This window comes from Micromonospora sp. HB375, from assembly GCF_017872985.1.
Lineage (GTDB): Bacteria > Actinomycetota > Actinomycetes > Mycobacteriales > Micromonosporaceae > Micromonospora > Micromonospora chalcea.
This window is the reverse complement of the sequence record NZ_JAGGJO010000001.1, coordinates 1171696-1196651: the sequence shown is the minus strand read 5'-3', so window position 1 is coordinate 1196651 and position 24956 is coordinate 1171696. Positions and strand designations below refer to the sequence as shown.

General features: G+C 72.3%; 27 protein-coding genes. 13 read left to right on the top strand and 14 right to left on the bottom strand.

Translation table 11 applies throughout. The features are described from left to right. Positions 1-26: 26 nt before the first annotated feature. Both J3R08_RS05840 and J3R08_RS05835 read right to left on the bottom strand, forming a co-directional pair. A complete protein-coding gene (locus J3R08_RS05840; RefSeq protein WP_069087606.1) occupies positions 27-923 on the bottom strand; it encodes a ribokinase in 897 nt (298 codons plus the stop codon). Positions 924-940: 17 nt separating this feature from the next. Continuing rightward, positions 941-1780 carry an ABC transporter ATP-binding protein gene (locus J3R08_RS05835; RefSeq protein WP_064446967.1) on the bottom strand — a complete coding sequence of 280 codons (840 nt, stop codon included), beginning with the start codon at positions 1778-1780 and terminating at the stop codon, positions 941-943. Positions 1781-1912: 132 nt separating this feature from the next. Between J3R08_RS05835 and J3R08_RS05830 the strand changes: the two genes are divergently transcribed. Beyond that, entirely contained in the window at positions 1913-2923 is a 1011-nt protein-coding gene (locus tag J3R08_RS05830) for an ABC transporter ATP-binding protein (RefSeq protein WP_043326083.1), read from the top strand. Then, complete coding sequence (locus tag J3R08_RS05825) at positions 2920-3930, top strand: ABC transporter permease subunit (protein ID WP_043326085.1); 1011 nt, start codon at positions 2920-2922, stop codon at positions 3928-3930. Before J3R08_RS05830 ends, J3R08_RS05825 begins: the two co-directional genes overlap by 4 nt. Positions 3931-4015: 85 nt before the next feature. On the opposite strand, the gene J3R08_RS05820 is transcribed toward J3R08_RS05825, so the two are convergent. After that, entirely contained in the window at positions 4016-5221 is a 1206-nt protein-coding gene (locus J3R08_RS05820) for an ROK family transcriptional regulator (protein ID WP_209960297.1), read from the bottom strand. Between the two features lie 124 nt (positions 5222-5345). Here J3R08_RS05820 and J3R08_RS05815 point away from each other — a divergent pair, with 124 nt between their 5' ends. The 4 genes from J3R08_RS05815 to J3R08_RS05800 all read left to right on the top strand — a co-directional run bounded on the left by J3R08_RS05815 (position 5346) and on the right by J3R08_RS05800 (position 8437). Further along, positions 5346-6797: a glycoside hydrolase family 3 protein gene (locus J3R08_RS05815; RefSeq protein WP_209960296.1), complete on the top strand. Its 1452-nt coding sequence runs from the start codon at positions 5346-5348 to the stop codon at positions 6795-6797. An 83-nt stretch (positions 6798-6880) separates the two neighbouring features. Further along, positions 6881-7318: a hypothetical protein gene (locus J3R08_RS05810; protein WP_209960293.1), complete on the top strand. Its 438-nt coding sequence runs from the start codon at positions 6881-6883 to the stop codon at positions 7316-7318. Further along, positions 7315-7797: a thiol-disulfide oxidoreductase DCC family protein gene (locus J3R08_RS05805; protein ID WP_043326091.1), complete on the top strand. Its 483-nt coding sequence runs from the start codon at positions 7315-7317 to the stop codon at positions 7795-7797. Before J3R08_RS05810 ends, J3R08_RS05805 begins: the two co-directional genes overlap by 4 nt. Then, positions 7736-8437 (top strand): TetR family transcriptional regulator, encoded by a 702-nt coding sequence (locus J3R08_RS05800; RefSeq protein ID WP_043326093.1) that lies wholly within the window; start codon positions 7736-7738, stop codon positions 8435-8437. Before J3R08_RS05805 ends, J3R08_RS05800 begins: the two co-directional genes overlap by 62 nt. A gap of 174 nt (positions 8438-8611) precedes the next feature. On the opposite strand, the gene J3R08_RS05795 is transcribed toward J3R08_RS05800, so the two are convergent. Further along, positions 8612-9277, bottom strand: coding sequence for a GNAT family N-acetyltransferase (locus J3R08_RS05795; protein WP_113971868.1), 666 nt, complete (start codon positions 9275-9277; stop codon positions 8612-8614). Positions 9278-9506: 229 nt separating this feature from the next. Here J3R08_RS05795 and J3R08_RS05790 point away from each other — a divergent pair, with 229 nt between their 5' ends. The 4 genes from J3R08_RS05790 (at position 9507) to J3R08_RS05775 (ending at position 11059) form a co-directional block, all read left to right on the top strand. Then, positions 9507-9692, top strand: a complete 186-nt coding sequence (locus tag J3R08_RS05790; protein ID WP_209960291.1) for a DNA repair protein — start codon at positions 9507-9509, stop codon at positions 9690-9692. A 63-nt stretch (positions 9693-9755) separates the two neighbouring features. Beyond that, complete coding sequence (locus J3R08_RS05785) at positions 9756-10013, top strand: type II toxin-antitoxin system VapB family antitoxin (RefSeq protein WP_043326097.1); 258 nt, start codon at positions 9756-9758, stop codon at positions 10011-10013. Beyond that, positions 10013-10432 (top strand): PIN domain nuclease, encoded by a 420-nt coding sequence (locus tag J3R08_RS05780; protein WP_043326099.1) that lies wholly within the window; start codon positions 10013-10015, stop codon positions 10430-10432. Before J3R08_RS05785 ends, J3R08_RS05780 begins: the two co-directional genes overlap by 1 nt. A 108-nt stretch (positions 10433-10540) precedes the next feature. Further along, on the top strand, positions 10541-11059 hold the full coding sequence (locus tag J3R08_RS05775) for a hypothetical protein (protein WP_043326101.1): 519 nt from the start codon (positions 10541-10543) through the stop codon (positions 11057-11059). 48 nt (positions 11060-11107) lie between these two features. Here the strand turns inward: J3R08_RS05775 and J3R08_RS05770 are convergent, their stop codons facing one another. Continuing rightward, entirely contained in the window at positions 11108-11845 is a 738-nt protein-coding gene (locus tag J3R08_RS05770) for a Clp protease N-terminal domain-containing protein (protein WP_043326103.1), read from the bottom strand. Positions 11846-11911: 66 nt separating this feature from the next. On the opposite strand from J3R08_RS05770, the gene J3R08_RS05765 reads away from it, so the two are divergent. Further along, the gene (locus J3R08_RS05765; RefSeq protein WP_209960289.1) at positions 11912-13621 is read left to right on the top strand and encodes a Na+/H+ antiporter; all 1710 of its coding nucleotides are present in this window, start codon (positions 11912-11914) and stop codon (positions 13619-13621) included. Positions 13622-13648: 27 nt separating this feature from the next. Here the strand turns inward: J3R08_RS05765 and J3R08_RS05760 are convergent, their stop codons facing one another. Then, a complete protein-coding gene (locus tag J3R08_RS05760; RefSeq protein WP_280841859.1) occupies positions 13649-16303 on the bottom strand; it encodes a DUF4132 domain-containing protein in 2655 nt (884 codons plus the stop codon). Further along, positions 16304-16612, bottom strand: a complete 309-nt coding sequence (locus tag J3R08_RS05755) for a hypothetical protein (RefSeq protein ID WP_209960287.1) — start codon at positions 16610-16612, stop codon at positions 16304-16306. Positions 16613-16724: 112 nt separating this feature from the next. On the opposite strand from J3R08_RS05755, the gene J3R08_RS05750 reads away from it, so the two are divergent. After that, a complete protein-coding gene (locus tag J3R08_RS05750) occupies positions 16725-18194 on the top strand; it encodes a sigma-70 family RNA polymerase sigma factor (protein WP_280841860.1) in 1470 nt (489 codons plus the stop codon). Positions 18195-18215: 21 nt separating this feature from the next. Continuing rightward, on the top strand, positions 18216-19196 hold the full coding sequence (locus J3R08_RS05745) for a DUF2804 domain-containing protein (protein ID WP_209960283.1): 981 nt from the start codon (positions 18216-18218) through the stop codon (positions 19194-19196). Here the strand turns inward: J3R08_RS05745 and J3R08_RS05740 are convergent. The 7 genes from J3R08_RS05740 to amcA (J3R08_RS05710) form a co-directional block, all read right to left on the bottom strand. After that, positions 19181-20938, bottom strand: coding sequence for a glycoside hydrolase family 2 protein (locus tag J3R08_RS05740; RefSeq protein ID WP_209960281.1), 1758 nt, complete (start codon positions 20936-20938; stop codon positions 19181-19183). The two genes, J3R08_RS05745 and J3R08_RS05740, sit on opposite strands and share 16 nt — an antisense overlap. After that, the gene (locus J3R08_RS05735) at positions 20935-22263 is read right to left on the bottom strand and encodes an MFS transporter (RefSeq protein WP_166455586.1); all 1329 of its coding nucleotides are present in this window, start codon (positions 22261-22263) and stop codon (positions 20935-20937) included. The genes J3R08_RS05740 and J3R08_RS05735 overlap by 4 nt, the downstream gene beginning before the upstream one ends. A gap of 138 nt (positions 22264-22401) precedes the next feature. Further along, positions 22402-23064, bottom strand: a complete 663-nt coding sequence (locus tag J3R08_RS05730) for a pentapeptide repeat-containing protein (RefSeq protein ID WP_209960279.1) — start codon at positions 23062-23064, stop codon at positions 22402-22404. 61 nt (positions 23065-23125) lie between these two features. Next, positions 23126-23308 (bottom strand): multiple cyclophane-containing RiPP AmcA, encoded by a 183-nt coding sequence (gene amcA / locus J3R08_RS05725; protein WP_209960277.1) that lies wholly within the window; start codon positions 23306-23308, stop codon positions 23126-23128. Further along, positions 23305-24441 (bottom strand): cyclophane-forming radical SAM peptide maturase AmcB, encoded by a 1137-nt coding sequence (amcB, locus tag J3R08_RS05720; protein ID WP_209960275.1) that lies wholly within the window; start codon positions 24439-24441, stop codon positions 23305-23307. The genes amcA (J3R08_RS05725) and amcB overlap by 4 nt, the downstream gene beginning before the upstream one ends. Further along, positions 24438-24785: a hypothetical protein gene (locus J3R08_RS05715; RefSeq protein WP_064446953.1), complete on the bottom strand. Its 348-nt coding sequence runs from the start codon at positions 24783-24785 to the stop codon at positions 24438-24440. The genes amcB and J3R08_RS05715 overlap by 4 nt, the downstream gene beginning before the upstream one ends. Continuing rightward, on the bottom strand, positions 24782-24946 hold the full coding sequence (amcA, locus tag J3R08_RS05710) for a multiple cyclophane-containing RiPP AmcA (RefSeq protein ID WP_209960273.1): 165 nt from the start codon (positions 24944-24946) through the stop codon (positions 24782-24784). The genes J3R08_RS05715 and amcA (J3R08_RS05710) overlap by 4 nt, the downstream gene beginning before the upstream one ends. Positions 24947-24956: the final 10 nt, after the last annotated feature.

The window sequence follows — 24956 nt, the reverse complement described above, 5'->3', positions numbered from 1 at the left end:
GCCTCCGGTAGTGAAAGGGGCCCTTCTTAACAGTCGGCGAACAGCTCGTCGATCTCCGCGCGGTGCGGCAGCGCCACCGAGGCGCCGAGCTTGCGTACGCACGCCGCACCGGCGGCCGCCGCCCAGCGCACCGCGTCGGCCAGGTCCCGCCCCTCACCCCAGGCCACGGCGAGCGCCGCGGTGAACGCGTCGCCGGCGGCGGTCGAGTCGACCACGTCCACCGGCACCGCCGGCACGTGCGTCGCCGGCCGCTCCCGGTCGACGTACCAGGCGCCGTCGCCGCCGAGCGTGAGCACCGCCCGGGGCACCAGATCCAGCAGCGCCGCCGGCTCGTCCCGGCCGCGACCGGTCAGCGCCTGCGCCTCCGGCTCGTTCACCACGAGCAGGTCGGTGGCCGCCAGCAGCTCGGCCGGCACCGGCCGGGCCGGCGCGGCGTTGAGCACCACCCGGGTGCCCGCCGACCGGGCCGCGAGCGCCGCCTCGGTCACCGTCTCGACCGGCACCTCCAGCTGCGCGACCAGCACGTCCGCATCGCGTACGGCGGAAAGCTCGTCGGCGGTCGGCGACGTGAACGCGGCGTTCGCGCCCGGCGTGACCAGGATGGCGTTCTCCCCCGCGCCGCCGACCATGACCAGGGCGACGCCGGACGGGCCGTAGACCACGCGCAGGTGCCCGGTGTCCACGCCGGCCGCTGTCATCCGGGCCCGCAGCGTCACGCCGAACGAGTCCGAGCCGATCGCGCCGAGGAAGACGCAGGAGGCGCCGGCGCGTACCGCGGCGACGGCCTGGTTGGCGCCCTTGCCGCCGGGCAGCATGACGAAGTCGCTGCCCAGCACCGTCTCACCCGGCCGGGGCAGCGCCGCGCCGATGCCGACCAGGTCCATGTTGGCGCTGCCGACGACGGCGATCCGGGTCTGCGGCACGGTGTCCGTCCCGTCGCTCAGGCGGCGCGGGCGGCCCAGCGGTCGCCGGACCGCGTGACCACCAGCGGCAGGCCGAACGTCTTCGACAGGTTGTCGGCGGTGAGCACGTCGCCGAGCAGGCCCTGCGCCACCACGCCGCCCTCGCGCAGCAGCAGCGCGTGCGTGAAGCCCGGCGGGATCTCCTCGACGTGGTGGGTGACCAGCACCATCGCGGGCGCGTCCGGGTCGTACGCCAGCTCGGCCAGCCGGGCCACCAGGTCCTCGCGCGCGCCCAGGTCGAGCCCGGCGGCCGGCTCGTCGAGCAGCAGCAGCTCCGGGTCGGTCATCAGGGCGCGGGCGATCTGCACCCGCTTGCGCTCGCCCTCGGACAGCGTGCCGTACGCGCGGTCGGCGAGGTGCCCGACACCGAGCTGGCGCAGCAGCGCGGCGGCGCGCGCCTCGTCGGTGCGGTCGTAGCTCTCCCGCCAGCGGCCCACCACCGACCATGCGGCGGTCACCACCACGTCGGTGACGCGCTCGTCGGCGGGGATCCGCTCGGCGAGCGTCGCGGTGGACAGGCCGATGCGGGTACGCAGCTCGTTGACGTCGGTGCGGCCGATGCGCTCGCCGAGCACGTGGGCGACGCCGTTGGTCGGGTACAGCCGGCCGGAGGCCAGGTTGAGCAGTGTCGTCTTGCCCGCGCCGTTCGGCCCGAGCACCACCCACCGTTCGTCCAGCTCGACCCGCCAGTCGACGTCGTGCACCAGCGCCGTGCCGGAACGCTTGACGCCGACCCCGTCGAGGCTGACCACCAGATCCGCGTCCACGGTCGAGGGGGCGGGGGCGCCCGGGGCGCCGGGGATCAGGTCACCAGTCACCGCACCATCCAATCACGCATCCGGCACGGTGCCCCCCACGGGAGGCGTCGCCACCATAGGGTGGGGCGCCGTGTCGTTGGTCACCGCTTCCGGAAGGACACCCATGCCCGACCGCTGCCGGAAGGCGCGCGGATGAGCGCGGTCATCGAGATCGCCGGCCTCCGCAAGACGTTCCACTCGCTGCGCCAGGGGCGGCGGGTCGCCGTCGACGGCTTCGACATGCTGGTCGAGGCGGGTCAGGTGCACGGTTTCCTGGGGCCGAACGGGTCCGGCAAGACCACCACGCTGCGTGCGCTGCTCGGGCTGGTCCGGCCGGACGCCGGGCGGATGCGCGTGCTGGGCGCCGATTCACCCGAGCGCCTGCCGGACGTGGCCGGCCGGGTCGGCGCGATCGTGGAGAGCCCGCAGTTCTTCGCCAACTTCACCGCGCACCGGACGCTGCGGCTGCTGGCCGTGGCCGGTGGCGTGCCGACCGTCCGGGTGGACGAGGTGCTGGAGCAGGTCGGGCTGCGGGACCGGGGCCACGAGCGGGTCAAGGGTTACTCGCTGGGCATGAAGCAGCGGCTGGCGGTCGCCTCGGCCCTGCTGAAGAACCCGGAGCTGCTGATCCTGGACGAGCCGGCGAACGGGCTGGACCCGGCCGGCATCCGGGAGATGCGCGACCTGACCCGGTCGCTCGCCGAGGCCGGGGTGACGGTGCTGCTCTCCAGCCACATCCTGGCCGAGATCCAGTTGATCTGCGACCACGTGACGATCGTCAGCCGGGGGCGGCGGGTCGCGTACGGGCCGGTGGAGGAGGTGCTGGCCGGCTTCGACCAGCACCAGTGGCGGGTGCGGGTGGCCGACCCGGAGCAGGCCGGTGACCTGCTGGGCCGGGCCGGTCTGTCGGTGACGGCCGGGCCGGACCACCTGGTGGTGACCGGCGTGGAGGATCCGGAGACGATCAGCCGGACGCTCGGCGAGCAGGGCGTGTGGGTACGCGAGCTGGTCCCGCTGCGGCCGGACCTGGAAAGCGTCTTCCTGGAACTGACCGGCGACCACGAGCACATGGGCGTGGAGGTGCCGCGGCAGGTCGACGGCGCGCCGCCGAGCGACGGAGTGATCGACCTCGACGTCCGGGAGAGCCGGGAGGTGGACGCGTGAACCTGGTCCGTGCCGAGCTGGAGCGGCTGGCCGCCCGGCGCTTCGTGCAGCTCATGGTGGTGCTGCTGGCTGCCGCCTTCGCGGTGACGGTGGTGACCACGCTCGCCGGTTCGCACCGGCCCAGCCCGGCGGAGCTGAGCCGCGCGCAGGCGCAGGCGGCGGAGAGCGTCCGCGAGATGGAGATGACGTACGACCGCTGCCTGCGGATCCGGGAGGGCTCGCTCCCGCCGGCCGAGAACGACTACCTGCCGCGCGACTGCGCCCAGATCGACCCGGCCCAGCTCGACGAGCTGCCGACCGCGGCCGACTACCTCAGCGGTGTCTTCGTCTTCGCCAAGGAGGCCGAGCCGCTGCTCTACTTCCTGATCGCGTTCCTGACGCTGTTCGGGTTCCTGGTCGGCGCCTCGTACATCGGGGCCGACCTGAACTCGGGCGGGGTGGTCAACCTGCTGCTGTGGCGGCCCCGGCGGTCGACGGTGCTCGCCGCGAAGCTGGGCACGCTGCTGGGCGGGCTGGTCGGCCTGTCGGTGCTGGCCTCGGTGGCGTACCTCGGGGCGTTCTGGTTGATCGGCCAGGCGTCCGGTCTGGTGGGGCGGACCGGTGGCGACTTCTGGCCGTCGCTCGCCGCGATCTGGGGGCGCGGCCTGGTGCTGGTGCTGCTCGCCGCGGCGCTCGGCTTCGCCGTCGCCACGCTGGGCCGGCTGACGTCGGCGGCGCTCGGCGCGGTGGCCGCGTACGTGGTGGTGTGGGAGCTGGGGGCACGGCTGGTGTTCCAGATCCTCCAGGTGGGCCGGCCGGACCGGTACATGCTGTCCAGCTATCTGGCGGCCTGGCTCTCCGGTGAGGTGCGGCTCTGGGACGGCAACGCCTGCGGCCCCGGGATCTCCGGCTACTGCGACGGCTCGTACACGGTGACCTGGCCGTCGGGTCTGGTGGTGCTGCTCGGGCTCACCGGCGCGCTCGTGGCCGCGGCGTTCACGGTGTTCCGCCGCCGCGACCTGATGTGACGGAAGGGCAGGCCCGGCAACTCCTTGCGAACCCTGACGCCATGATGAAGGATTTCTTCACATGGCGTCAGGGCGCACGACGCGGTCAGCCGACCGTCGAGCCGAACACCTCGTCGCGCACCGCGTCCAGCGCGGTACGCAGCGCGCCGCGCAGGATCGGCTCCTCGGTCAGCCCGGTGGTCACCACCCGGGGCCGGACGAGCGTGATCGCGGCGACCTCGTGCTGCACCCGCTCGGCCAGCGCCGCCCCGCCCGCCTGCCCGACCGCGCCGGCGAGCACCACCAGCGGCGGGTCCAGCACCACGCAGGTACTCGCCACGCCGAGCGCCAGCCGGCGGGCCAGCTCGTCCAGCATCGGCCCACCGGCGGTGCCGGCCGCGATCGCCGCGCTTACCACCTCGGCCGCCCGGGCCGCCGCGACGCCCTGCTCCGCCGCCTTCGGGGTGGCGAAGCCGTGCTCGGCGGCCACCGCGCGTACCGCGTCGGCGCCGACGAGCTGCTGGAATGCCGGCTTGGCCCGCTTGGACACGTCGCGCGGGATGGGCGCGCCGGGCACCGGCAGGTAGCCGATCTCGCCGGCCGCGCCGCTGCTGCCGTGGTGCAGCCGCCCGCCCAGCATGATCGCCAGGCCGACGCCGGCGTCCACCCAGACCAGCACGAAGTCGGAAGTGCCCTGGGCCGCGCCGGACTGCGCCTCGGCCACCGCGGCGAGGTTCACGTCGTTCTCGAACACGACCGGGGTGTCCAGGTCCTCGCGCAGCGCGGCGAGCAGGCCGCTGTGCCACCGCGGCAGGTTGAACGCGAAGGTGATGTCGCCGGTCTGCGGGTCCACCAGGCCGGGGGTGCCGAGCACGACGCGCCGGACGGCGGACAGCTCCGCCCCGGCGCTGCTGGCCGCCTGGACCACCGCGTTGTGCACCACCCCGACCGGGTCGTCGGTGTCCTTCGTGGACTGCTCGACCCGGCCGGCCACCGTACCGGTGATGTCGGCGCAGGCCGCCACCACCCGCTCCGCGCCGACGTCCACGCCCACCACGTACGCGCTGCCCGGCCGGACGGCGTAGAGCTGGGCGTTCGGGCCCCGCCCGCCGGCCTGCTCGCCGACCCGGGCGACCAGGCCGCGCTCCTCCAGCCGCTCGACGAGCTGGGACGCGGTGACCTTGGACAGCCCGGTCAGCTCACCGATCCGGGCCCGGGTCAGCGGGCCGCGTTCGAGCAGCAGCTCCAGCGCCGCACGATCGTTGAGCGCCCGCAGGAGTCGGGGGGTACCGGGCAGCCGGGTCGCACTCATGCCGTCGTCCTCAATTTTCAGTAAAGTTTTCTAACCACAAAACGCCTGCCGAGGGGCGTCCGTTAGCGTATCGGCCGCCCCGATCCGCGAAGGTCGGACGACCCGGCAGGGAAAGGGGATACTCGTGGGTCAGGATCCAGGACTCCGGCGGCTCGCGCTGGGCACGCTGCTGGCCGCGTACCCGGGTCCGGTCCCGCCGGACTGGGCGGTCGACCTGCTCGCCGACGGGCTCGCCGGGCACACCCTGTTCGGCACCAACATCCACGACCCGGCCCAGGTCGCGGCGTCCACGGCGGCGCTGCGCGCCGGCCGCCCCGACGTGATCGTCGCGATCGACGAGGAGGGCGGCGACGTCACCCGGCTGGCCCACGCCACCGGCAGCCCGTACCCGGGCAACGCCGCGCTCGGCACCGTCGACGACCCTGCGCTGACCCGCGAGGTGTACGCGGCGATCGGCGCCGAGCTGGCCGCGCTCGGCGTCACGCTCGACCTGGCGCCCACCGTCGACGTGAACACCGCCGACGAGAACCCGGTCATCGGCACCCGCTCGTTCGGCGCCGACCCGAAGCGGGTGGCGGTCCACTCGGCCGCCGCCGTCGCCGGCCTCCAGTCGACGGGCGTGGCCGCCTGCGCCAAGCACTTCCCCGGGCACGGCGCCACAGTCGCCGACTCCCACCACGAGCTGCCCACAGTCGACGTGCCGCCGGCCGTCCTGCGGGAACGGGACCTGCCGCCGTTCGCCGCGGTGGTCGACGCGGGCGTCCGCGCGGTGATGACCGCGCACATCCGGGTGCCGGCGCTGACCGGCGACGGCCCGGCCACGTTCAGCCGCGCGGTCCTGCACGACCTGCTGCGCGTCGAGTACGGCTTCACCGGCGCGGTAGTCACCGACGCGCTGGAGATGAAGGGCGCGGTGCTCGCCGCCGGCGGGGTCGGCACGGGCGCGGTCCGGGCGCTGGCGGCCGGCGCGGACCTGCTCTGCATCGGCGCCCGGGTCGACGCCGAGCTGGTCGAGTCGGTCGCCGCCGAGATCGTCGCGGCGATCGGCGACGGGCGGCTGGCGCGCGAGCGGGTCGAGGAGGCGGCCGGCCGGACCGCCGCGCTCGCCGCCACCGGCCCCGCCGACGCCCCGCCGCCCGCCACCGACGGCCTCGGCTACGCCGCCGCGCTGCGGGCGGTACGGGTCGAGGGCGACCTCACCCGCGCCGCCGCACCCCTGGTGGTGCAGGTGCACGCCACCTCCACCGTCGCCGAGGGGCGGGTGCCGTGGGGGCTCGGCCCGCACCTGGCCGCCGGGATCGAGCAGGCCCGCGCGGTGGCGGGCGAGACCGACCCGGAGAAGCTGCGGCGGCTCGCCGGGGACCGGCCGGTCGTGCTGGTCGGGCGGCACCTGCACCGGCTGCCCGGCGCGCGGGAGCTGGTCGAGGCGCTGGCCGCCACGCATCAGGTGACAGTGGTCGAGATGGGCTGGCCGGGCGCGTGGCGGCCGGCTGGCGCGCGCGCGTTCGTCGCCACCCATGGCGCCAGCCACGCCAACGGCCGCGCCGCCGCGCAGACGCTGGGCCTGACCGGCTGACCGCATCACTCTTGAACACGTTCAAAATCTGTCGTACGCTCAGGGCGTCCTTGATTTGAACACGTTCAAGAGAGGCGACGGGGATGGACGTGAAGGTCTGGATGTACCTGGCCTACCTCGCGGTCAGCATCGGTCTGACCATCTGGGTGGCCCGGGCACTGTCCCGCAACGGGCTGGTGTTCCTGCAGGACGTGTTCGCCGACAGCCGGCTGGCCGAGGCGGTCAACAGCCTGCTCGTGGTCGGCTTCTACCTGCTCAACCTCGGCTACGTCACGGTGGCGATGAAGGAGACCGGCCCGGTCGGCGACACCAGCCAGGCGCTGGAGCAGCTCTCCATGAAGGTGGGCCTGGTCCTGCTGGTACTGGGCGCGCTGCACTTCTTCAACGTCTTCGCGCTCGGCCGCTACCGGCGCGGCCGCCTGCGGCAGCAGGCCACCCACCCGCCGCTGCCGCCGGTCCGTATCCTCCCGCCGCAGGGTGGGCCCGTACCGGCAGGCGGCCCGAACCCGCCGGCCCGGTGACGTCCGCCCCGGGCGGGCGCCCGTCGGATCCCACCGGGCACGGGGCCGGTGGGATCCGCGGGTTCACCGTCCTGTTCGACGCGGGCTGCCCGATGTGCCGGGGCGCCCGGCGGTGGCTCGCCTCGCGGCCCCAGCTCGTACCCCTGGAGTTCGTGCCGGCCGGGTCCGCCGAGGCCCGGCGGCGCTTCCCCGGCCTCGACCACGACGCGACGTTGCGGGACCTGACAGTGGTGGCCGACACGGGCGCGGTCTACAGCGGCGACGGCGCCTGGTTCGCCTGCCTCTGGGCGCTGGCCGAGCATCGGGGTACGGCCGAGCGGCTGGCCCGCCCGCACCTGCTGCCGCTGGCCCGGCGGGTGGTGGCGGCGGCCTCCGCGGTCCGCGAACGGATCCGGGAACCGGGATACGGTGACGACGATGACCGAGCAGAGTGCGCCGACGACCGCTGCGGGTGGGCAGGGGTCGACGGCCCGGGGTGAGCAGACCCGCCAGTTGATCCTGGACACCGCGATGCGGCTGTTCCGCGAGCGCGGGTACGCGCGCACCACCATGCGGGCGGTCGCCCAGGAGGCCGGCGTGGCGGTGGGTAACGCCTACTACTACTTCGGCTCCAAGGAGCACCTGGTCCAGGAGTTCTACGCGGGCACCCAGCGCGATCACCGGGAGGCGGCCGGCCCGGTGCTCGCCCGGGAGCGGGAGTTCGCCGCGCGACTGGCCGGGGTGCTGCACGCGGGCATCGACGTGCTGAGCCCGTACCACGCGTTCGCGGGCGCCTTCTTCAAGACGGCGGCCGAGCCGACCTCGCCGCTCAGCCCGTTCTCCGCCGAGTCGTCGGAGCCGCGGGACATGTCGATAGCACTGTTCCGCGAGGCCCTCACCGGGTCCACCGTCAAGCTCGACGACGAGCTGCGCGAGGCCCTGCCCGAACTGCTCTGGCTCGGCTACATGGGTGTGGTGCTCTACTGGGTGCACGACCGCTCGGACGGGCAGGTCAAGACCCGCCAGCTCATCGACGGCGTGGTGCCGCTCGTGGACCGGCTGGTGGGCCTGTCCCGGCTGCGCGTGCTGCGGCCGGCCACCCGGCAGGCGCTCGCCCTCATCCACACGCTGCGTCACTGACCTCGCCCGCGCATCTGCCAGCGATTTCGCAGGTGAGAGTCCGCAACCGGACAGCAACACACCCCTTGTTCACGGTCGGTAATACACATAGCGTTACCGGTGTCGGGGCCTGGGGGAGAGCTGCGGACCGTGGATCCGGCCCGGGATCCACGGTCCGCGCCGAGCCGGGCCGGCTCAGCGGGGGAACACGCCGAACGCGGTGAAGCCGCGATCCGGGAAGCCGGCCGCCTCGGCCACCCGGCCGGACGCCGCGTTGCCCGGGTCGTGCAGGTAGGTGGGAATCGCTCCCTCGTCCAGCACCCGGCGCGCCGCCTGCGCGACCAGCCGCCGGGCCAGGCCGCGCCCGCGCGCGGCTGGCACCGTGCCCACCGCCAGCTCGTGCCCGTACGAGTCGTGCCGCTTGATCCCCACCCCGGCCCGGTACGCGCCGTCGGCGCCCCGGACCACGAGCACCTCCCGGTCGAACAGCCGCAGCCACGGCGGCAGCCCGGGCAGCGTGGGCGGCACCCACTCCCCCACCTCGGGCAGCGGCGCCGGGTCGGCGCACCAGCGGAAGACGGACGTGTGCGAGATGAAGTCGGGCGTGCCGACCGCCGCCGGGAGGGCGGGCAGCCACTCGCCGGGCGGCCGTCCCCGGACCAGCGCCCGGACCGCCTCCACCCGATCGACGGCGACCGAGAGGACGGTGCTGCCGTGGGCGGTCACCGCGAGGGCCGGGCGCAGGCGGCCGTCCCAGGCCGGACGGGCGCGGCGGTGGGACCGCACCACGTGCAGTCCCGGGCCCGCCGGCCACTGTCCCAGCCAGGTCGCCAGATGGAGGAAGACCCGCCGGTCGAGCACGTGATCATGGTACGCCGGGCCGGACCGCCCGTGCTCGCGTAATCAACTGATCCCACCGGGGTTGAGACCCGCGGCGGATGGGTAGTGGGGCGGCACGCCAGCGACGGATGACGATGTGTGGTCCGGCGGAGGGCCGCAGGAATTTGACGCTTCACGGGAACCCGAGGCATCGACCCTGCGTCATATTCATTTCCATACATGGACAAGTTTTTCTGGGACGGTAGTGGTCATGCCTCACGAACCGAATGACCGATTCCAGCAGGACCCGGAGCGGAGCTGGCGGGCCGCCGGCGACGCCGGACGCTTCCCGGCGCAGCGGGCGTACCGCGAAGCCCGCAACCGGGGGCTCTCCTGGGCCGAGCTGAACGCGCAACCATCGGGCGCCGCCGCCTGGCGCGGGTCGGCGGCCGCCTGACGCACCAATTTCAAGCGCAGCTTGGTGCGCAGATCCAGCACTTCCTGGTGTACGGTCGAACGCATGACCCGCATCACGGTGGACGTCAACGATGAGTGGCTGGAGTCCGCCCGCGAGGTGCTGGGCACCGACACCAAGGTCGCCACCATCAACGCCGCGTTGCACGCCTTCGCCGTCCGGCGGCAGGCGAAGGAGATCGTCGCCGCGTTCGATCAGGTCGAGATGGACTTCGCCGAGTCGGACGAGGGCTGGCGTTACGGCGGTGGGCGCGACTTGAGCCGGCTCGCCGAGGACGCCCGCGACGGCGAGGCCGCGGCCTGATGGCCGGCCAGGTCTACCTGGCGGACACGTCGGTGTACGTGCTTCAGGCTCGGCACCAGGCCGTCCGGAAGCGCTTCGAGACGCTGCTGGCAGAAGGGCGCCTCGCCGCGTGCCAGATGACCTCGCTGGAATATCTGAACAACGCCCCCACACCGAAGGGATACGAGATCCTGTGGCAGGCGCTCCGGGGACACCGCTGGCTGGATGTCACCGCCGAGGCGATGGACCGCGCCATGGCGGTGCACCGCCTACTGGCCGCCGAGAGCCAGCACCGCAACTTTCGGCTGCCTGATCTGATCATCGCGGCGACCGCCGAGCTGCACGGTGCCACGGTGCTGCACTACGACGCCGACTACGACCGGATCGCCGCGCTCACCCACCAGCCCACCGAGTGGGTCGCCCCGAAAGGCAGCCTCTAGGAACGCGGGCGGCGACACACCGGCCGGGCGGGCGTACCGGTCTTCGCACACCTGTGCGGTAGCGTCTTGTGGTCCGATTTCCGGCCTACGACAGGAGAAGCTCCGCGCATGGGCAAGAAGACGATCCACGTCTCCGACTTCACCGGCCAGGTGCTGAGCGCCGACGACGAGGTGGTCAAGGTCGTCGTACTGGAGCACCCGGACCTGGTCGCCGGGCCCGTGCAACTGGACGCCACCCCGGTCGACGTGGAGAGCATCGACGACGCGGCACTGGACGTCGCGGTGGTGGAGATCCACGACCGGCACGGCCACGGTGAGCCGCGCCGGGTGGTGCTGACCGCCAGCGAGTTCGACGCGATGGCCACCGACGTGCCGATGGCGCAACTGCTGCGTACCGCCGAGCGGGTCAAGCCGCCCAAGGCACGCCGCGCCACCGAGAAGATCGACTACGGCACCATCGAGCACGCCGGGCGCCCGCACCGCGGCCGCGTCACCGAGGAGGAGGCCCGGCTGGTCCGGGAACGCCTGGACGAGGTGAACAAGCGCCTCGCCGACGCCGGCATCCGCCAGGTCGACCCGGCCGACCCGGAGCACGCGGCCCGCTACGGGTTCCCCACCGCCGACTGACACACGCGGGCCGGGCACGCGCCCCCGTGGCGCGTGCCCGGCCCGGTGTCAGGCCCCTTTTCGGGTGATCTCGGCCAGCGCCGCCTCGAACGCCGACTCCAGCGCGTCCTTGCGCAGCCCGAGTCCGGTCAGCACACCGTCGCCGCCCTCCTCCTCCAGCAGGGCGAGCAGGATGTGCTCCGTACCGATGTAGTTGTGTCCCATCCGCAGCGCCTCCCGGAACGTCAGCTCCAGGACCTTTTTGGCCCGCGCGTCGTAGGGGATCAGGTCCGGGACCTGGCCGGCCTTCGCCGGCAGCGTCGCGGTGACGACCTCCCGCAGCCGCTCCAGGGGTACGCCCTGCGCCACGATCGCGGCGGCGGCCAGCCCTTCCGGCTCGGCGAGCAGCCCGAGCGCGACGTGTCCCGGGGTGATCTCGGCGTTGCCGGCCGCCCGTGCCTCCTCCTGCGAGGCCAGCACGACGTTGCGGGCGCGCGGGGTGAACCGGCCGAACCCGGAGTTCGGGTCGAGCGCGGCGGCGGTCTCCGCCTTGGCCGCGGAACGCTTCTGGGCGGCCTGCTTGCTCACGCCCATACTGCGGCCGATCTCCGTCCACGACGCGCCGGAGCGGCGCGCCTGGTCGACGAAGTGCCCGATCAGGTGATCGGCGACGTCGCCCAGGTGGTCGGCGACGAGGACGGCGTCGGCCAGTTGGTCGAGCGCGTCGGTGTGTGCCTTCTTGATGCCGTCGATGAGGTCGTCGAGGCGTACCGGGTGGGTCATCTTGTGCGGTTCAGTCTCCTCCATGCGTCAACCATAGGTTGACGATGCGGGTGCGTCAACCCTCGGTTGACGGCCCCTTCCCATCGCGCGATGATCTCGATCCCGGTAGTGTCGACCGGGGTGAGCACCCATTCGACACTGCTGTTCGTGCTCGCCGCCGTCGCGGTCGTCATCGCCGTACGGTGGGTGGCCTCCCGCACCGGCCTGCCCGCCGCCGCGCTCCTGCCGCTCATCGGCATCGCGTACGCGCTGCTCCCCGGCCCCAACATCGGCCTCGATCCCGACCTCGTGCTCATGGTCGTGCTGCCGCCGCTGCTCTACAGCGCCGCGCTCGACTCGTCCCTGCTGGACATCCGGCGCAACCTGCGGATCGTGGTCAGCCTCTCGGTGCTGCTGGTGCTCCTCACCGGACTGCTCGTCGGCGTCGGGTTCCACCTGTTCGTCGCCGGCGCGACCCTGGCCGCCGGCATCGCGGTCGGCGCCGCCGTCGCCCCGCCCGACCCGGTCGCCGCCCTGGCCGTGGGCCGCCGGGTCAACCTGCCGCCGAAGATGGTCACGATCATCCAGGGCGAAGGGCTGCTGAACGACGCCACCGCGCTGACCATGCTCAGCGTCGCGGTGGCCGCCGCCGTGGGCGGCGAGTTCTCGTTCCACGCAGCGGTCGGGCAGTTCGTGCTCGCGGCGGCCGGCGGAATCGCCGTAGGTGTCGTCGTCGCCCGGGCCAAACGGCTGGTCCGGCCGCTCACCGCGGACCCGCTGCTGTCCAACGCCATCTCGCTCGCGACACCGTTCGTGGCGTACCTGCTCGGCGAGGCGCTGCACGTCTCCGGCGTACTCGCAGTGGTGGTCGCCGGCCTGATCGTCGGCCACCAGACGCCGCAGTTCGGGTCCGGGGCGGCCCGCCTCCAGACCAACGCCGTGTGGCGGCTCGTCGACTTCCTGCTCGAAGGCTTCGTCTTCCTGCTCATCGGCCAGCAACTCCCCGCCGTCGTGCGGGGCCTGCGCCAGTACGAGACGTCCACCATCGCCGTCGCCGTCGCCGTGTCCGTCGGCGTGGTCCTGCTCCTGCGCCCGGCCTGGCTGATCCTCACCCAGTGGCTCCCCCGGTCGCTGCACACCCGGCTGGGCGGCGTCGCCGAACAGGACGACACCGACCCACCCGGCGCGGCGCGGCGAACCGGGCGAGCCGACCGCAACGCCCGCGGACTGACCGCACGCGAGGTGGTGGCGCTGAGCTGGTCCGGCACCCGGGGCGTGATCAGTCTGGCCGCCATCTTCACGCTGCCGCTCACCACCAACAGCGGAGGCCCGTTCCCCGACCGCGACCTGCTGCTGTTCTGCACCTTCGTGGTGGTCCTGGTGACGCTGGTCGGGCAGGGCCTGACGTTCGCGCCGCTCGTGCGGATGCTCGGCCTGCGCGCCGACGAGGCAGACCAGGCCCGGGTACGCAACGAGGCCCGCTCCGCCGCCGTCGAGGCCGCCCTGGCCCGCCTCGACACCGTCGCCGCCGAGGAACCGGACACGCGGGTGGCGGTCGACACCACACGCGCCCAGTTGCTGACCCGGCTGGCCCGCTACCGAGGGCGGCTCGACCTGCTCCAGCAGAGCGGATCGTCGGAGCTGCCCACCTCACCCGAGTACGAGACGGCGCTGCGGGTCCACCGGACCGCGCTGGAGGCACAGCGCGAGGAGTTGCTGCGGTGGCGCGACTCCGGCCGGCTGCCGGACGAGGGACTGCGCGTGCTGGAACGCGAACTCGACCACGAGGAACTGCTGCTGCCGAAGCGGGCGCCGAGCTGACTCCGGGCCCGGCGCCCGCCGGCCGCCTCACAGCTGGCGCAGGATCACCGGATCCTTGATCTTCTTGTCGGCGGCCAGCAGCAACGCCTTGCTGATGATCTCGCCGAGCCGGCTGTCACCCTCGAACGGCAGGAACATCTCCGGCTCCTTCGCCTTCGCCGAGTCCGGGATGACGCACAGGTACCGCTCGTCCGGCGCGATCAGGATGTTGCCCGAGCCGCAGTGGATGCGGTACGTGTGCAGGTCGCCGCGTACCTCCAGGAACCTGTCGGTGAGCGTGCAGCGACCGGCGATCGCCAGCCGGGGGATCAGCCCCGCCAGCACGTCCCGGCGCGTCCGGCCGGTAGGGTTCAGCTCGCCGAAGCTGTTCTGCGCCCAGTAGTCGCGATACCGGCCCTCCGGCCCACCGTCGTACCAGTTCGGGTCGGCGCCCACCCCGGCCGCGGCCACGAACAGGTCGACGTCGCGCATCACCTCGCTCAGCACGACCGGCGGAACCTGCGCCAGCGGAACCGGCAGGCGCTCGCCCCGGATGAAGAACAGCTGGTCGGTTCCCATCGTGTCGAACACGAGGTCGTCGTCCCGGTCCTCGATCCCGGCGACACCCAGTTCGACGCGCAGCCCCCAGTCCGGGAGGGCCAGCCAGGGCAGGTTGTAGGACGCCCCGTCGTTGCGGTGCTGGACGTACGACCAGCCGCGCCGGGACAGCAGCGCGTTGAGCCGGTGCTGACGCACGATGTGCGCGGCGAACCGGTTGGAGTACACGCCAGTGGCTCGCTCCGCGTCGGTGAGCAGATACTGCTCCCGGTGCGCCTGCTTGAACGGCTGGGTGATCGCGTGCCGGGTCAGGAACTCCCGCCACGGCCCCACCGCGTCGGGGTCGAGCACCGGATGCCACAACCGGACCGTCGCGTCGTCGGCCGGCTCGAACACGGTGTCGTCCACTGTGCGCAACGCCTCACCGGCCCAGCAGCAGGCGACGCCGTCGACCGTCCAGACGAGCCGCCGGGCCAGCGTACGGGCCAGCGGATGGTCCAGGAGCCGTTCGCGCCACTGCTCGACGGTCCACGAACGGTCGCGCCGCAGCAGCCCTTCCAGCCGGTCGCGGGTGGCGACGAGCGTCGCGGCGACGTCGGCGACAGTCGCCTTCAGCTCCTTCACCTCCTCGCCGTGCTCCCTGCGCACCTGCGCCGGAGGTGTCCTGACCACCTTGCCGTCCGCGTTGCGCCACATCACTACGGCGTCGACACCGCGCACCTCCAGCTCGTACGAACAGTCGCCCAGCTTGTCCGCGAGCGGCAGCCCGAAGCCGGGCAGGGCCATCTCCTCGACGTCCTCCCGGCTGACACCGAGCGCCTCGGCGTGCCGAGTCAACCCCTTCTCCACCAGGCGCAGGGTGCTCTTGTAGGTCAGCCGCGAGGACAACCGCGCCAGCTGGGCGAGCGCGGCCGGGTGATCGGTGTCGACGAGCGCCGCGACCGCGGCGTTCGCCAGCTTCGGGCTCGCCGGGCCGTGGCCGGAGATCTTGCGGGCGGCCCGTTCCGCGATCTGGCCGAAGCTGCGCAGGGTCTCTTCGGACGGCGGGCACATCGTCCGCATCCAGAGCAGGCCCCACAGCAGCCTGACGTTGTAGCGGTCGATCATCCGTGGTGGCATGTCCTTGATGTGGCCGGCGCAGCACGTGGTCATGCGCAGTGGCAGGCTGCGGGACTGCCCGACGAGCGGGAGCCAGTCGTCGAGCCGGGCGGTGAACTCGTCGACGCCCACCGCGTCGAGCAGCGACCGGGCCTGCTTGCGCCAGGCGGCCGTCGGCTTCGCCTTGTCCGCCTCGACCGGCCAGTGCGCCAGCAGCGCCTCCCAGGCCGACCTACGGTCCGCCGGCATCGCCTCGATGTCCGCGACGGCGCGGTCGGCCCACTGCTCACCGACGTTGGGGATCGGCCAAATCCGGTCGGCCTCGTCGCTGATGTAGCTCAGCGAGCGCTCGATCCCGGTCCGCCGCCAGGTCGCCAGCGCCGCCGGGTTCACCCGCCCGGCCGAGGCCTCCGCCTGGAGGGACTCCCAGGTGAACCGCGTGAGATGGGAGCTCCAGTAGTTGAATCCCAGCCAGGCCTGAGTGCTCAGCCGGCCGAGCCAGGCCGAGCCGTCGAGGCCGCCGCCGGAACACGCGGCACGGATCAGCGTGGCCCACCCGTCCTTGCCCGAGCCCGGCACGGCCAACGCGTCGAACACCACCTGCCGTACCGGCGCCGGTTGTGCGGCCAGGAGTTCCTTCGTGCGGCGCCACGCTTCGCCCCGGGCCCGGTCCCGCGGGTCCTCGTGCGCGTACGGCAGCGACGGCAGGCGGTCGATCAGTGTCGACGCAGCGGTGACACGGCGGTCGTGATCCGCGTCGTCACCGGCCAGGTCGGCCACGGCGGCGGCGACCGTCTGCGCCTGCCGGGTCGCCTCCGGTAGCAGCTCGACCAGCGGCGGAGCGAGATCGTACGGCCCGTGCGGATCGTTCAGTGCCGCGAGCAGCGACGGAACCGTCCCGGCCGGCGCCCAGCCGCACACGGTCACCACCAGGCTGATGGATTCCCGCTGAGTGGGCTCGTTGAGGGTCTGGCCGCTCCGCTCGCACCACCTCTTGACGGTGGCGACCACATCGCGCAGGGCCGACTCGGGGTCGTACGTGTCCACTCAGCCACCCACCAGCGGGACGAGCTTGAGGAAGGTGACGCGCGATCCCGCGTGCAGGCGGACCTTCTCGTCCAGGTCGGTGACCTGGTGGTCGTCGACGAGCACCACGAAGGCGTTGCGGCCGAACGCGTCGAGTGTCGTCCGCGTCCGCTCCTCGGGATCGGCGTCCGCGCCGGACTCGGCGATCTCGAGGGAAACCCGACGGCGGATCAACTCGGCGAGGGGCAGCGTCTCCTCGAAGACCTCAATGGTCCACGCGGGCCCGCCCGGAGCTCCGATCACCTCGTCGGTGACTGTGATCAATGGCATGGCGGAGAAGGTAACGCTTCCCTCCGACACCTCAGCATTTTGTGTGACCTGACCGCGTACCGGACAGTCTCCACGGTGTACGAGATCATTCCGTGAAGGCGAGGTTGTGAGCGTGTCCTATCCCGCGTACCCGAACAGGGCCGACATGTCGGCGGTGGTGGACGCGGCGCGCCGCGGCGACCGGGCGGCGACGGACGAGGTGGTCTCGCACTGTCTGCCGCTGGTCTACAACATCGTGGGCCGGGCGCTGAACCGGTCGGCCGACGTCGACGACGTGGTGCAGAACACGATGCTGAGCGTCGTACGCGGCCTGCCGGGCGTCCGCGAGCCGCGGCTGTTCCGGTCGTGGCTGGTCGCCGTCACCATGAACGAGATCCGCACCCACACGCAGCGCCGGCCGACCACACCGGCGCCGCCGGAGGACATCGACAACGTGATCGACCCGCGCGCGGACTTCGAGGACCTGACCCTGACCCAGCTCCGCCTCGCCGACCAGCGCCGCGAGGTCGTGCTGGCCACGCGCTGGCTGGACGACGACCACCGCCATCTGCTGTCCCTGTGGTGGCTGGTCGAGGCCGGTCACCTCACCCGCGCCGACCTGGTCGACGCCCTGCGCCTGGAGCCACATCACGTGACCGTGCGGGTGTCCCGGATGAAGGCGCAACTGGACACCGCCCGGCTGGTGGTGCGAGCCCTCACCGCGCGGCCCGGCTGCGCCGGCCTGCGCGACACCGCGTCGGGCTGGAACGGTCAGCCGGCGCCGCTGTGGCGCAAGCGGTTCGCGCGGCATCTCCGGGACTGCGCGCACTGCCCGGACGCGACGAACGACCTGGTGCCCGCCGAACGACTGCTCGCCGGCCTGGCGCTCACGCCGCCCCCGGCCGCACTCGCCTCGGACGTCACGCAGAAGCTGCACGCCGTCGCCTCCGTGTCGCCCGTCGCCCCGGCCGGTACGCACGCCGTGGCGGCCGGAGCGAGGTCCGGGCTCTCGTTGTCCAGGACCCTGGTCGGCGTCGCCGCGGCCGTTGCCGTGCTCGGCGGGGGTGGTCTGATCCTTGCCAACTACCCGAGCGGGCCCGACCGGCACCCCGCGGCCGCGACTGCTGTGCAGCCCGCGCCCGAGACGACCGCACCCGCGCTCACACCCTCCCCGACCGCCGCCCTCCCGAGCCCCACCCCGAGCAGGGCGGCGAAGCCCAGCAAGTCGCCAAAGCCGACCCCGTCGCCGGTCAAGTCCACCGCCACGTCCAACGGCTTGTCAGCAGCGGAACGGCGGCTGCTGGTGCTGCTCAACGAGCGGCGCCGCGCGCTCGGGCTGACCGAGGTCAAGCTGGGCGCGGCGCAACACCGGGAGGCGGAGTCCTGCGTACGGCGGAACCTGAACGCGAGCGGGTTGCAGCACTGCGGGCACGAGGTGCTGTTCGCGTCGTCGGGCAACTCCTCGCCGGAGCAGATGATCGAGGCGTGGTTCAACAGTCCGGGCCACAAGACGGCGCTGACGTACGCCAGCTCCCGCTTCGCCGGCCCGGCGATCGTGTTCAACGGCAGTCGCCAGGTCGCCGCCATCAACATCGACTACTGAGGCGGTCGCTACGCTCCCCCGATGACGCACGAGAAGGAGATCGTCGAGCCGGTCGACCTGTGCCTTCCGGACGGGCGGCTCAACCCCGCCGCGGTCGGCTGGACCCGCCGGCCGCTGCACCGGGCGAACCTACGCGGCTGGGGTAGAGCCAAGCGCTGGGAGTACTGGGGGATCGTGACGCCGACCCACATCGTCGGCCTCGTCGCGTCGTCGCTGGACTACGCCGGGGTGCACGGCGTCTACGTGCTCGACCGCGCCACAAAGGTCGAGACCGGCACGGACGCCGTGGTCCCGTTCGCCCGTGGCGCCGTGCTGCCGCCGGTCAGCGGCGCGGGCACCGTGTGCGCACGCGGGGGCGGCCTGTCGATCGACATCGACCAGACCATCGAGGGCAGCACGATCCGCGCCACCGCACCGGGCATCGAGATCGACCTCGTGGTGCCGCTCCCGCCTGGCCACGAGTCGCTCGGTGTCGTGGTCCCGTGGAGCAAACGCCGGTTCCAGTACACGGTCAAGGACGTCGGGCGTCCGGTGCACGGCTCGCTACGGGTCGACGGTACGACGCACGTCGTGGACGAGCGGGACTCGTTCGCCGTGCTCGACCACGGCCGGGGCAGGTGGCCGTACGCGATCACATGGAACTGGGCGGCGGGCAGCGGATCGGACGTGTCGATCCAGCTCGGCGGTAAGTGGACCGACGGCACCGGCTCGACCGAGAACGCTCTGTTCGTCGGCGGCCGGCTGCACAAGCTCGGCGCCGAACTGCGCTGGAGCTACGACCGCCGCGACTGGCTGCGGCCGTGGCGGATCAGCGGTGATCGCGTCGCTGTGGAGTTCCACCCGTTCCACGAGAAGGTCTCCCGCACCAACCTCGGCGTCGTGGCCAGCGAGACCCACCAGTGCTTCGGGCACTTCTCCGGCTGGGCCCAGGCGGACGACGGCGAACGGGTGGCTCTGGACGGCCTGGTCGGCTGGGCGGAGGAAGCTCAGAACCGCTGGTGACGCAGCCGCTCGTTGACCTGCCGGACCACGTCCTCGGGAAGCTTGACCACGCGCCGGTCGTACGTGAGCAGACCGTTCAGCTCGTCCTCCACGTCGGACAGCTGGGTGTAGACGGTCGCGCTCAGACCGGCCCGGATCGCGGGCACGATCTGCTCGGTGTGCAGCCGCGTGAACGCCTCCGCCAGGTCCTCGGTGCTCCGGTACCGCCGGTAACCGAAATCCTTGCGGCTGAAGGCGTGCCCGTCGACGCGCAGGTTGTAGCCGCCGTACTCGGACAGCACCAGCGCCCGGCGGTCGCCGCGTCGCCGCGGCACCCGGAAGCGGCGGAAGTAGACGTGCAGGCTGCGCAGGTCGCCGCCGCCCTGGTCGTGCCAGCCGCTGGCGTGGTCGACCGTACGGGTGCTGTCGAGTTCGGCGACCTCGCGGGCGATCCGGGCCGCGTCGAACTGCCCCCAGCCCTCGTTGAAGGGCACCCACACGGCGAGGCTCACCACGTTGCGCAGGTGCTCGACGGTGTCGCGCAGCTCGGCCCGGAACCGGTCCCGTCCACCGGCGTCGGCACGGCCGAACCAGCGCCGCCACCGGCCCCGGTCGGGCAGCCGCAGCGGCGTCACCGCCGGCGCGGTGACGACCAGCGGGTGGTAACTGCTGCCACCGTTGACCATGTCCTGCCAGACCAGCATCCCCAGCCGGTCGCAGTGGTGATACCAGCGCAGCGGCTCGATCTTGATGTGCTTGCGCAGCATGGTGAACCCGAGCCGCTTCATGGTGGCGATGTCGGCGATCATCGCCTCGTCGGAGGGCGCCGTGTACATGCCGTCCGACCAGTAGCCCTGATCGAGGATGCCGGCGTGGAAGTACGGCCGCCCGTTGAGCAGCAGCCGGGGCACGCCGTCCCCGTCCGGTCCGACACCGAACGAGCGCATGCCGAAGTAGCTGCGTACCCGGTCCGCGCCCAACTCGGCGGTCACGTCGTAGAGGAACGGATCCTCGGGGCTCCACTGCCGTACCTCGGGGATCGGGATGCGAACGGCCACGCCGACGGGTGCGGTGGCCTCGGCCACCGCGACCCCGTCGGCCAGGATCCGGATGCCGGCGTCGCCGGCATCCGCCGTCGCGTGCACCGTCACCTCGACGCACCGCTCGTCGAGGAGCGGGGTCAGGGTGAGGTGCCGCAGGTGTACGGCGGGCACGCTCTCGGCCCACACCGTCTGCCAGATCCCGGACTGGGCGGTGTACCAGATGCCGCCGCGGCGCAGCCGCTGCTTGCCCCGGGCGTGGTGGCCGGTGTCGCTGTCGTCCTGGACCGCCACGACCAGGACGTTGGCGTCCTCGCCGAGCGCGTCGGTGATGTCGCAGGTGAACGGCAGATACCCGCCGGTGTGGTCGCCGACCGCAACCCCGTTCAGGTAGACCTGGCAGGTCTGGTCGACCGCGCCGAAGTGCAGCAGCAGCCGCGAGCCGGCCGCGTGGAAGCCCACCGGGAGGGTCAGCGGTCGGCGGTACCAGAGCGTCTCGCCCGGCTGGAGCTGCCGCCCGACGCCGGAGAGCGTGGACTCCGGGGAGAACGGCACGAGGATTTCCCCGTCGTAGCGTTCCGGCTCGGTGGACGAACCGGTGATCGCGTACTCCCACCGGCCGTTGAGGTTGAGATAGCTGTCCCGGGCGAACTGCGGGCGGGGGTATTCGGGCAGGACACGCTCCGGGTCGAGCGTGGAGCCCCACGGGGTCAGCAGCGTCATGCCCGGGCCTCCCGCTCCCGCCGCCGCAGCGCCACGGCCGGCACCGCGATGAGGACCAGCACTGCGAGCGCCATGAGGAAGATGCCCGGCGTCGGAACCTGCTTCACCACGCCGAGATCCTCGTAGACCTCGCCGGCGCCGGTGATCACGGCGGCGCCGAGGTAGGGACCGACGAGCATCGGCACGAGGATGGCGAAGACCATCCGCAGCCCCTGGACATGGCCGGCCCGATCCGGTGGCGAGTAGTCGCGCACGATGGCGCCGATCGGGGCGAGGACGAGCATGAAGCCCGACATCATCACGACCCCGGCGGCGATCACGGGAACCATGCCGCGGGCGAAGAACATCAGCGCCAGGCCGGCGCCGTACACCACTACTGCCGGCAGGAGGAAGCGCACCTTGCCGACGCGGTCGATGAGCCGCCCGCCGACCACGCTGACCGCCGACGCCGTGACGAGGACGACGGCCAGGACTATCGCGTACCCCTCGATCCGCAGGTACCGCTGCAGGTAGATGATCAGATACGGCAGGAACACCTGCGTGGAGATCCCCCAGATCGACCAGGCCGCCAGGGCGAGGTAGAGCCCCGGGTTGGCCCGGACGGCGGCCGGGCGCAAACCGTGGACGACGGCGCGCAGGTAACCGCCCTCGTGCCGGACGAGTGACGGGCTGTCCTCGACCAGGAACCAGGCCAGCACCCCGGCCACGGCCATGATCGCGCCGATGACCACGAAGAACAGCCGCCAGTTCCCGGCGCGGGCCAGCCCGTCGAACCCGCCGAAGATCACCAGCATCGAGACCAGCGGCATGATGGCGAGCACCGACTCGACCCGGCCACGGTTGGCCGGCTCGGTCACGTCGGTGACCCACGCCTGGAACGCCGCGTCGTTTGCGCCCGAGCCGAGGAAGGACATCAGGCAGTCGAGGGTGATGACCGCGATCGCCGTGACCAGCACGACGTTCGCGACGGGCGCGATGTCCTCCACGAAACCCACTGTCAAGAAGCCGAAGGCAGCGGTGGAGACGCCCCACAGCAGGTAGCCGCCCGCGATGAACGACCGGCGCCGCCCGGTCCGGTCGGAGAGGGCACCGAGCAGCAGGGTGGCGACAGTGGCGGTCACGGCGCTGGCGGCGACCATCGTGGCGATCGCGTTGGGATCGTCGGTGATCGTGTCGTACACGAACAGGTTCAGGTAGATGTTCTCGATGGTCCAGGCCATCTGCCCGACGAGCCCGAGCACGATCAGCGCGGTCCAGGTGCGGGGGCGCAGGCCGGCTGGACCGGCCGAGGTAGCCGGGGTGAGCACGCTCCGGGTGGCGGACACGACGGCCTCCTTCGACGGGTCAGAATATGATCCGTCCCGCCCGGCCGTCGATGGGTCCGGGGTCGGCCAGGCAGCTGCGTCCGAGCAGGCACGACGAAATGACCCCGGTACGGAGTCGCCGGACCATGGCCTTCGTCATCAGTCTTTGCGGACGGCGAGGTTGAGGGCAGCGACGGTCAGCTGAGTGAGGTCAGGAAGCTGGTCCTCGCCGAGGGTGACGCCACGCAGGTTGTCCAGCGCCGTCTTCAGCCCGTGAAGGCGACTGCCCCGCAGATCGGCACCGTCGAGGTGACAGGAATCCAGTTCCAGGCCTGCAAGGTCACATGACCGCAGTGCGGTGCGCGGTAGACGGCAGGACGACCACGCGCCGTTCGTGAGAGTGCAGTCGGTGAAGGCGACCGAGCCGGCGGCGGCGACGCGCTGGAGGGTGGCGTAGTCGAAGCGGCAGCCGTCGAACAGGACGTCCTTGAGGCGTACGTCGGTGAGTCTGGTGCCGGTGAACCGGGAGCCGGTGATCGCGCAGCGTTCGATGGTGATGCCGGTCAGGGCCGCTCCGGAGAAGTCGGTGCGGGTGATCTCGCAGCCGTAGAGGCTGCCGGCTTCCCAGGTGCTCGCGCTCAGGTCCACACCGGTGATCAGGCTGCTGCGGATACTGGCGTCCTCAAGGTGCGAGCCGCGCCACGCCGCGCCGGTGACGAGGGCCTCGGTGAGGCCGCCGTCCAGGTTCGTCGTGGTGTCGAGGTCATCCGGTTCGAGGTCCGGCAGCAGAACCTTCACGTCGCCGATCGTGGTGGTGCGCATGTGTCCTCAACCTCTGCGGGCGCGGGGTGGGCACGTCACCCCGCGCGCCCCGTGGCGGGGGCTACTTCTTCTTGTTCCAGTTGTCCCAGCCGGGTCGACTGTCGAACTTACCCTTGTTGGCCCAGGTGGGGCGGTTGTCGAACTTCGCCGCGTCGATCGCCGCGACCGACCGCTGCGGGTCGACGCCGAGGCGGGCGAGTTGCTCGGGTGCGGCGTGAACGAGGACCGCGAGAGCGTTGATCATGGTGCTCCTCCTTGAGGGGTGAGGTAGTCCGCGGCGGCGCGGACGAGGGCCTGTCGGGTGGTTCGGCAATAGGTGGTCTCGCGGGCGGTGAACGTGGCGTGCTCGAAGTAGCGGTTGCCGGCCTGCGCGCCCCGGCAGAAGTCGTAGAAGGCGCAGTGGTCGGCGCAGTCGTTGAGGGCTGTTACGAACTCGGCGACGTAGTCCAGGTCGCCGGCGCGGGCGAGCATGGCGGTGATGGGTTGCTGAAGGACGTTGCCGGCGATGAAGTCGCCGTATCGCGCCTCGGCGATACCGAGCAGTTCCGGTGACAGCAGCACCACCTGCCCATCCCAGGAAACGGTCGGGATCGGCTCGTACGGGGCGTGGTCGACGCGCCCAGCGCGGGTGGCGGCGAGATAGTCGGCCAGCCGGTCCACGTCGCGGATCCGCAGCGGGCTGCCGCCGACGCGACGTGCGATGAGGCGCTGCCAGAACCGGTACGCGGCATCCTCCGACACCGGTGCCCGGTCGGCACCCTCCTGCTCTTCGATGTTGAAGCCCACCGACTCGCAACCAGGCAGGCCGGTGAAGAAGTCGACGAGGGCTCCCGCGTGGTCGATGGTTTCCGGGGTGACCACACAGATCACCGAGTACCTCAGCCCCATGTCGGCCAGCATGTGCATGCCGCGCAGGGTGCGAGCGTCCGTCGGGTTGCCGGCCCGATCGAGGCGGTTACGGTTCAACGCGCCCGGTCCGTCGATGCTGACCCCGACCTCGAACCCGTAAGCGGTGAACAGCTCGCACCACTGGCGGTTGATCAGCGTCGCATTCGTCTGGATCTCGTGACGCACCATCCCCGCACGCCGCAGCTCCTCGAACGGGGCCAACAGGTCCCGGAACAGCCCGGTGGGTGTGGCGGTGGGTTCACCCCCGTGCCACACGACGCTCACCGGATGACTGCTGTTCTGCTGGGCTATCGACTCGGCGCAGGCCTGCGCGACCACGCCGCTCATCAGGCGCAGGGATCTCCGGTCGGGCAGGTAGCAGTAGGTGCAGTCGAGGTTGCAGAAGCTCGTCGGCTGCACGACCAGGGTGTGGAAGCTGCCGGCGACCGCCGGTTGGCCGGTGGCGTTGATGAGGCCGAGGCCGTTCACGAGGTGGCCTCCTCGTCGATGCTGGCCGTGGTGGTGCTGACCCGATAGGCGGGAGCGTGGCGGGCCGGCCAGCCGAGGAACCGGTCGAACATGTCGGCGGCGCTGCCCGTGACGCTCGGGTTGAGCCGGTGCAGGTCGTCGATCGCGTCGTGCAGGCAGCCGGCCAGGTAGAGGAACAGGCTCACCGGCACTTCTCGGTACTCGGCCAGGAGCGCGAGCTTCGCCGCGCCGCAGGGCCACGGCTGCCCGCATCGGCGGCACAGCCACAGCGGGCGCATCGGCAGATGTTCCACCTCGGCGGGTACGAGCCGGTTCACCGCGGGACGACGCTGCGGCCCGGTCACCGGCGACCGCCCTCGCGGGCCTGCTGCTCGAACAGCCGACGCCACACGAAGGTGAGCAGCGGCGGATCAGCCGGCCACACCCGTCCCGGCGAGGCCGTCCACCTGGGCTCGGGGTGCCGGGGCTGGCTGGCCATGGCGTTACGCGAGACATACACCGTCATGCCGCCACCC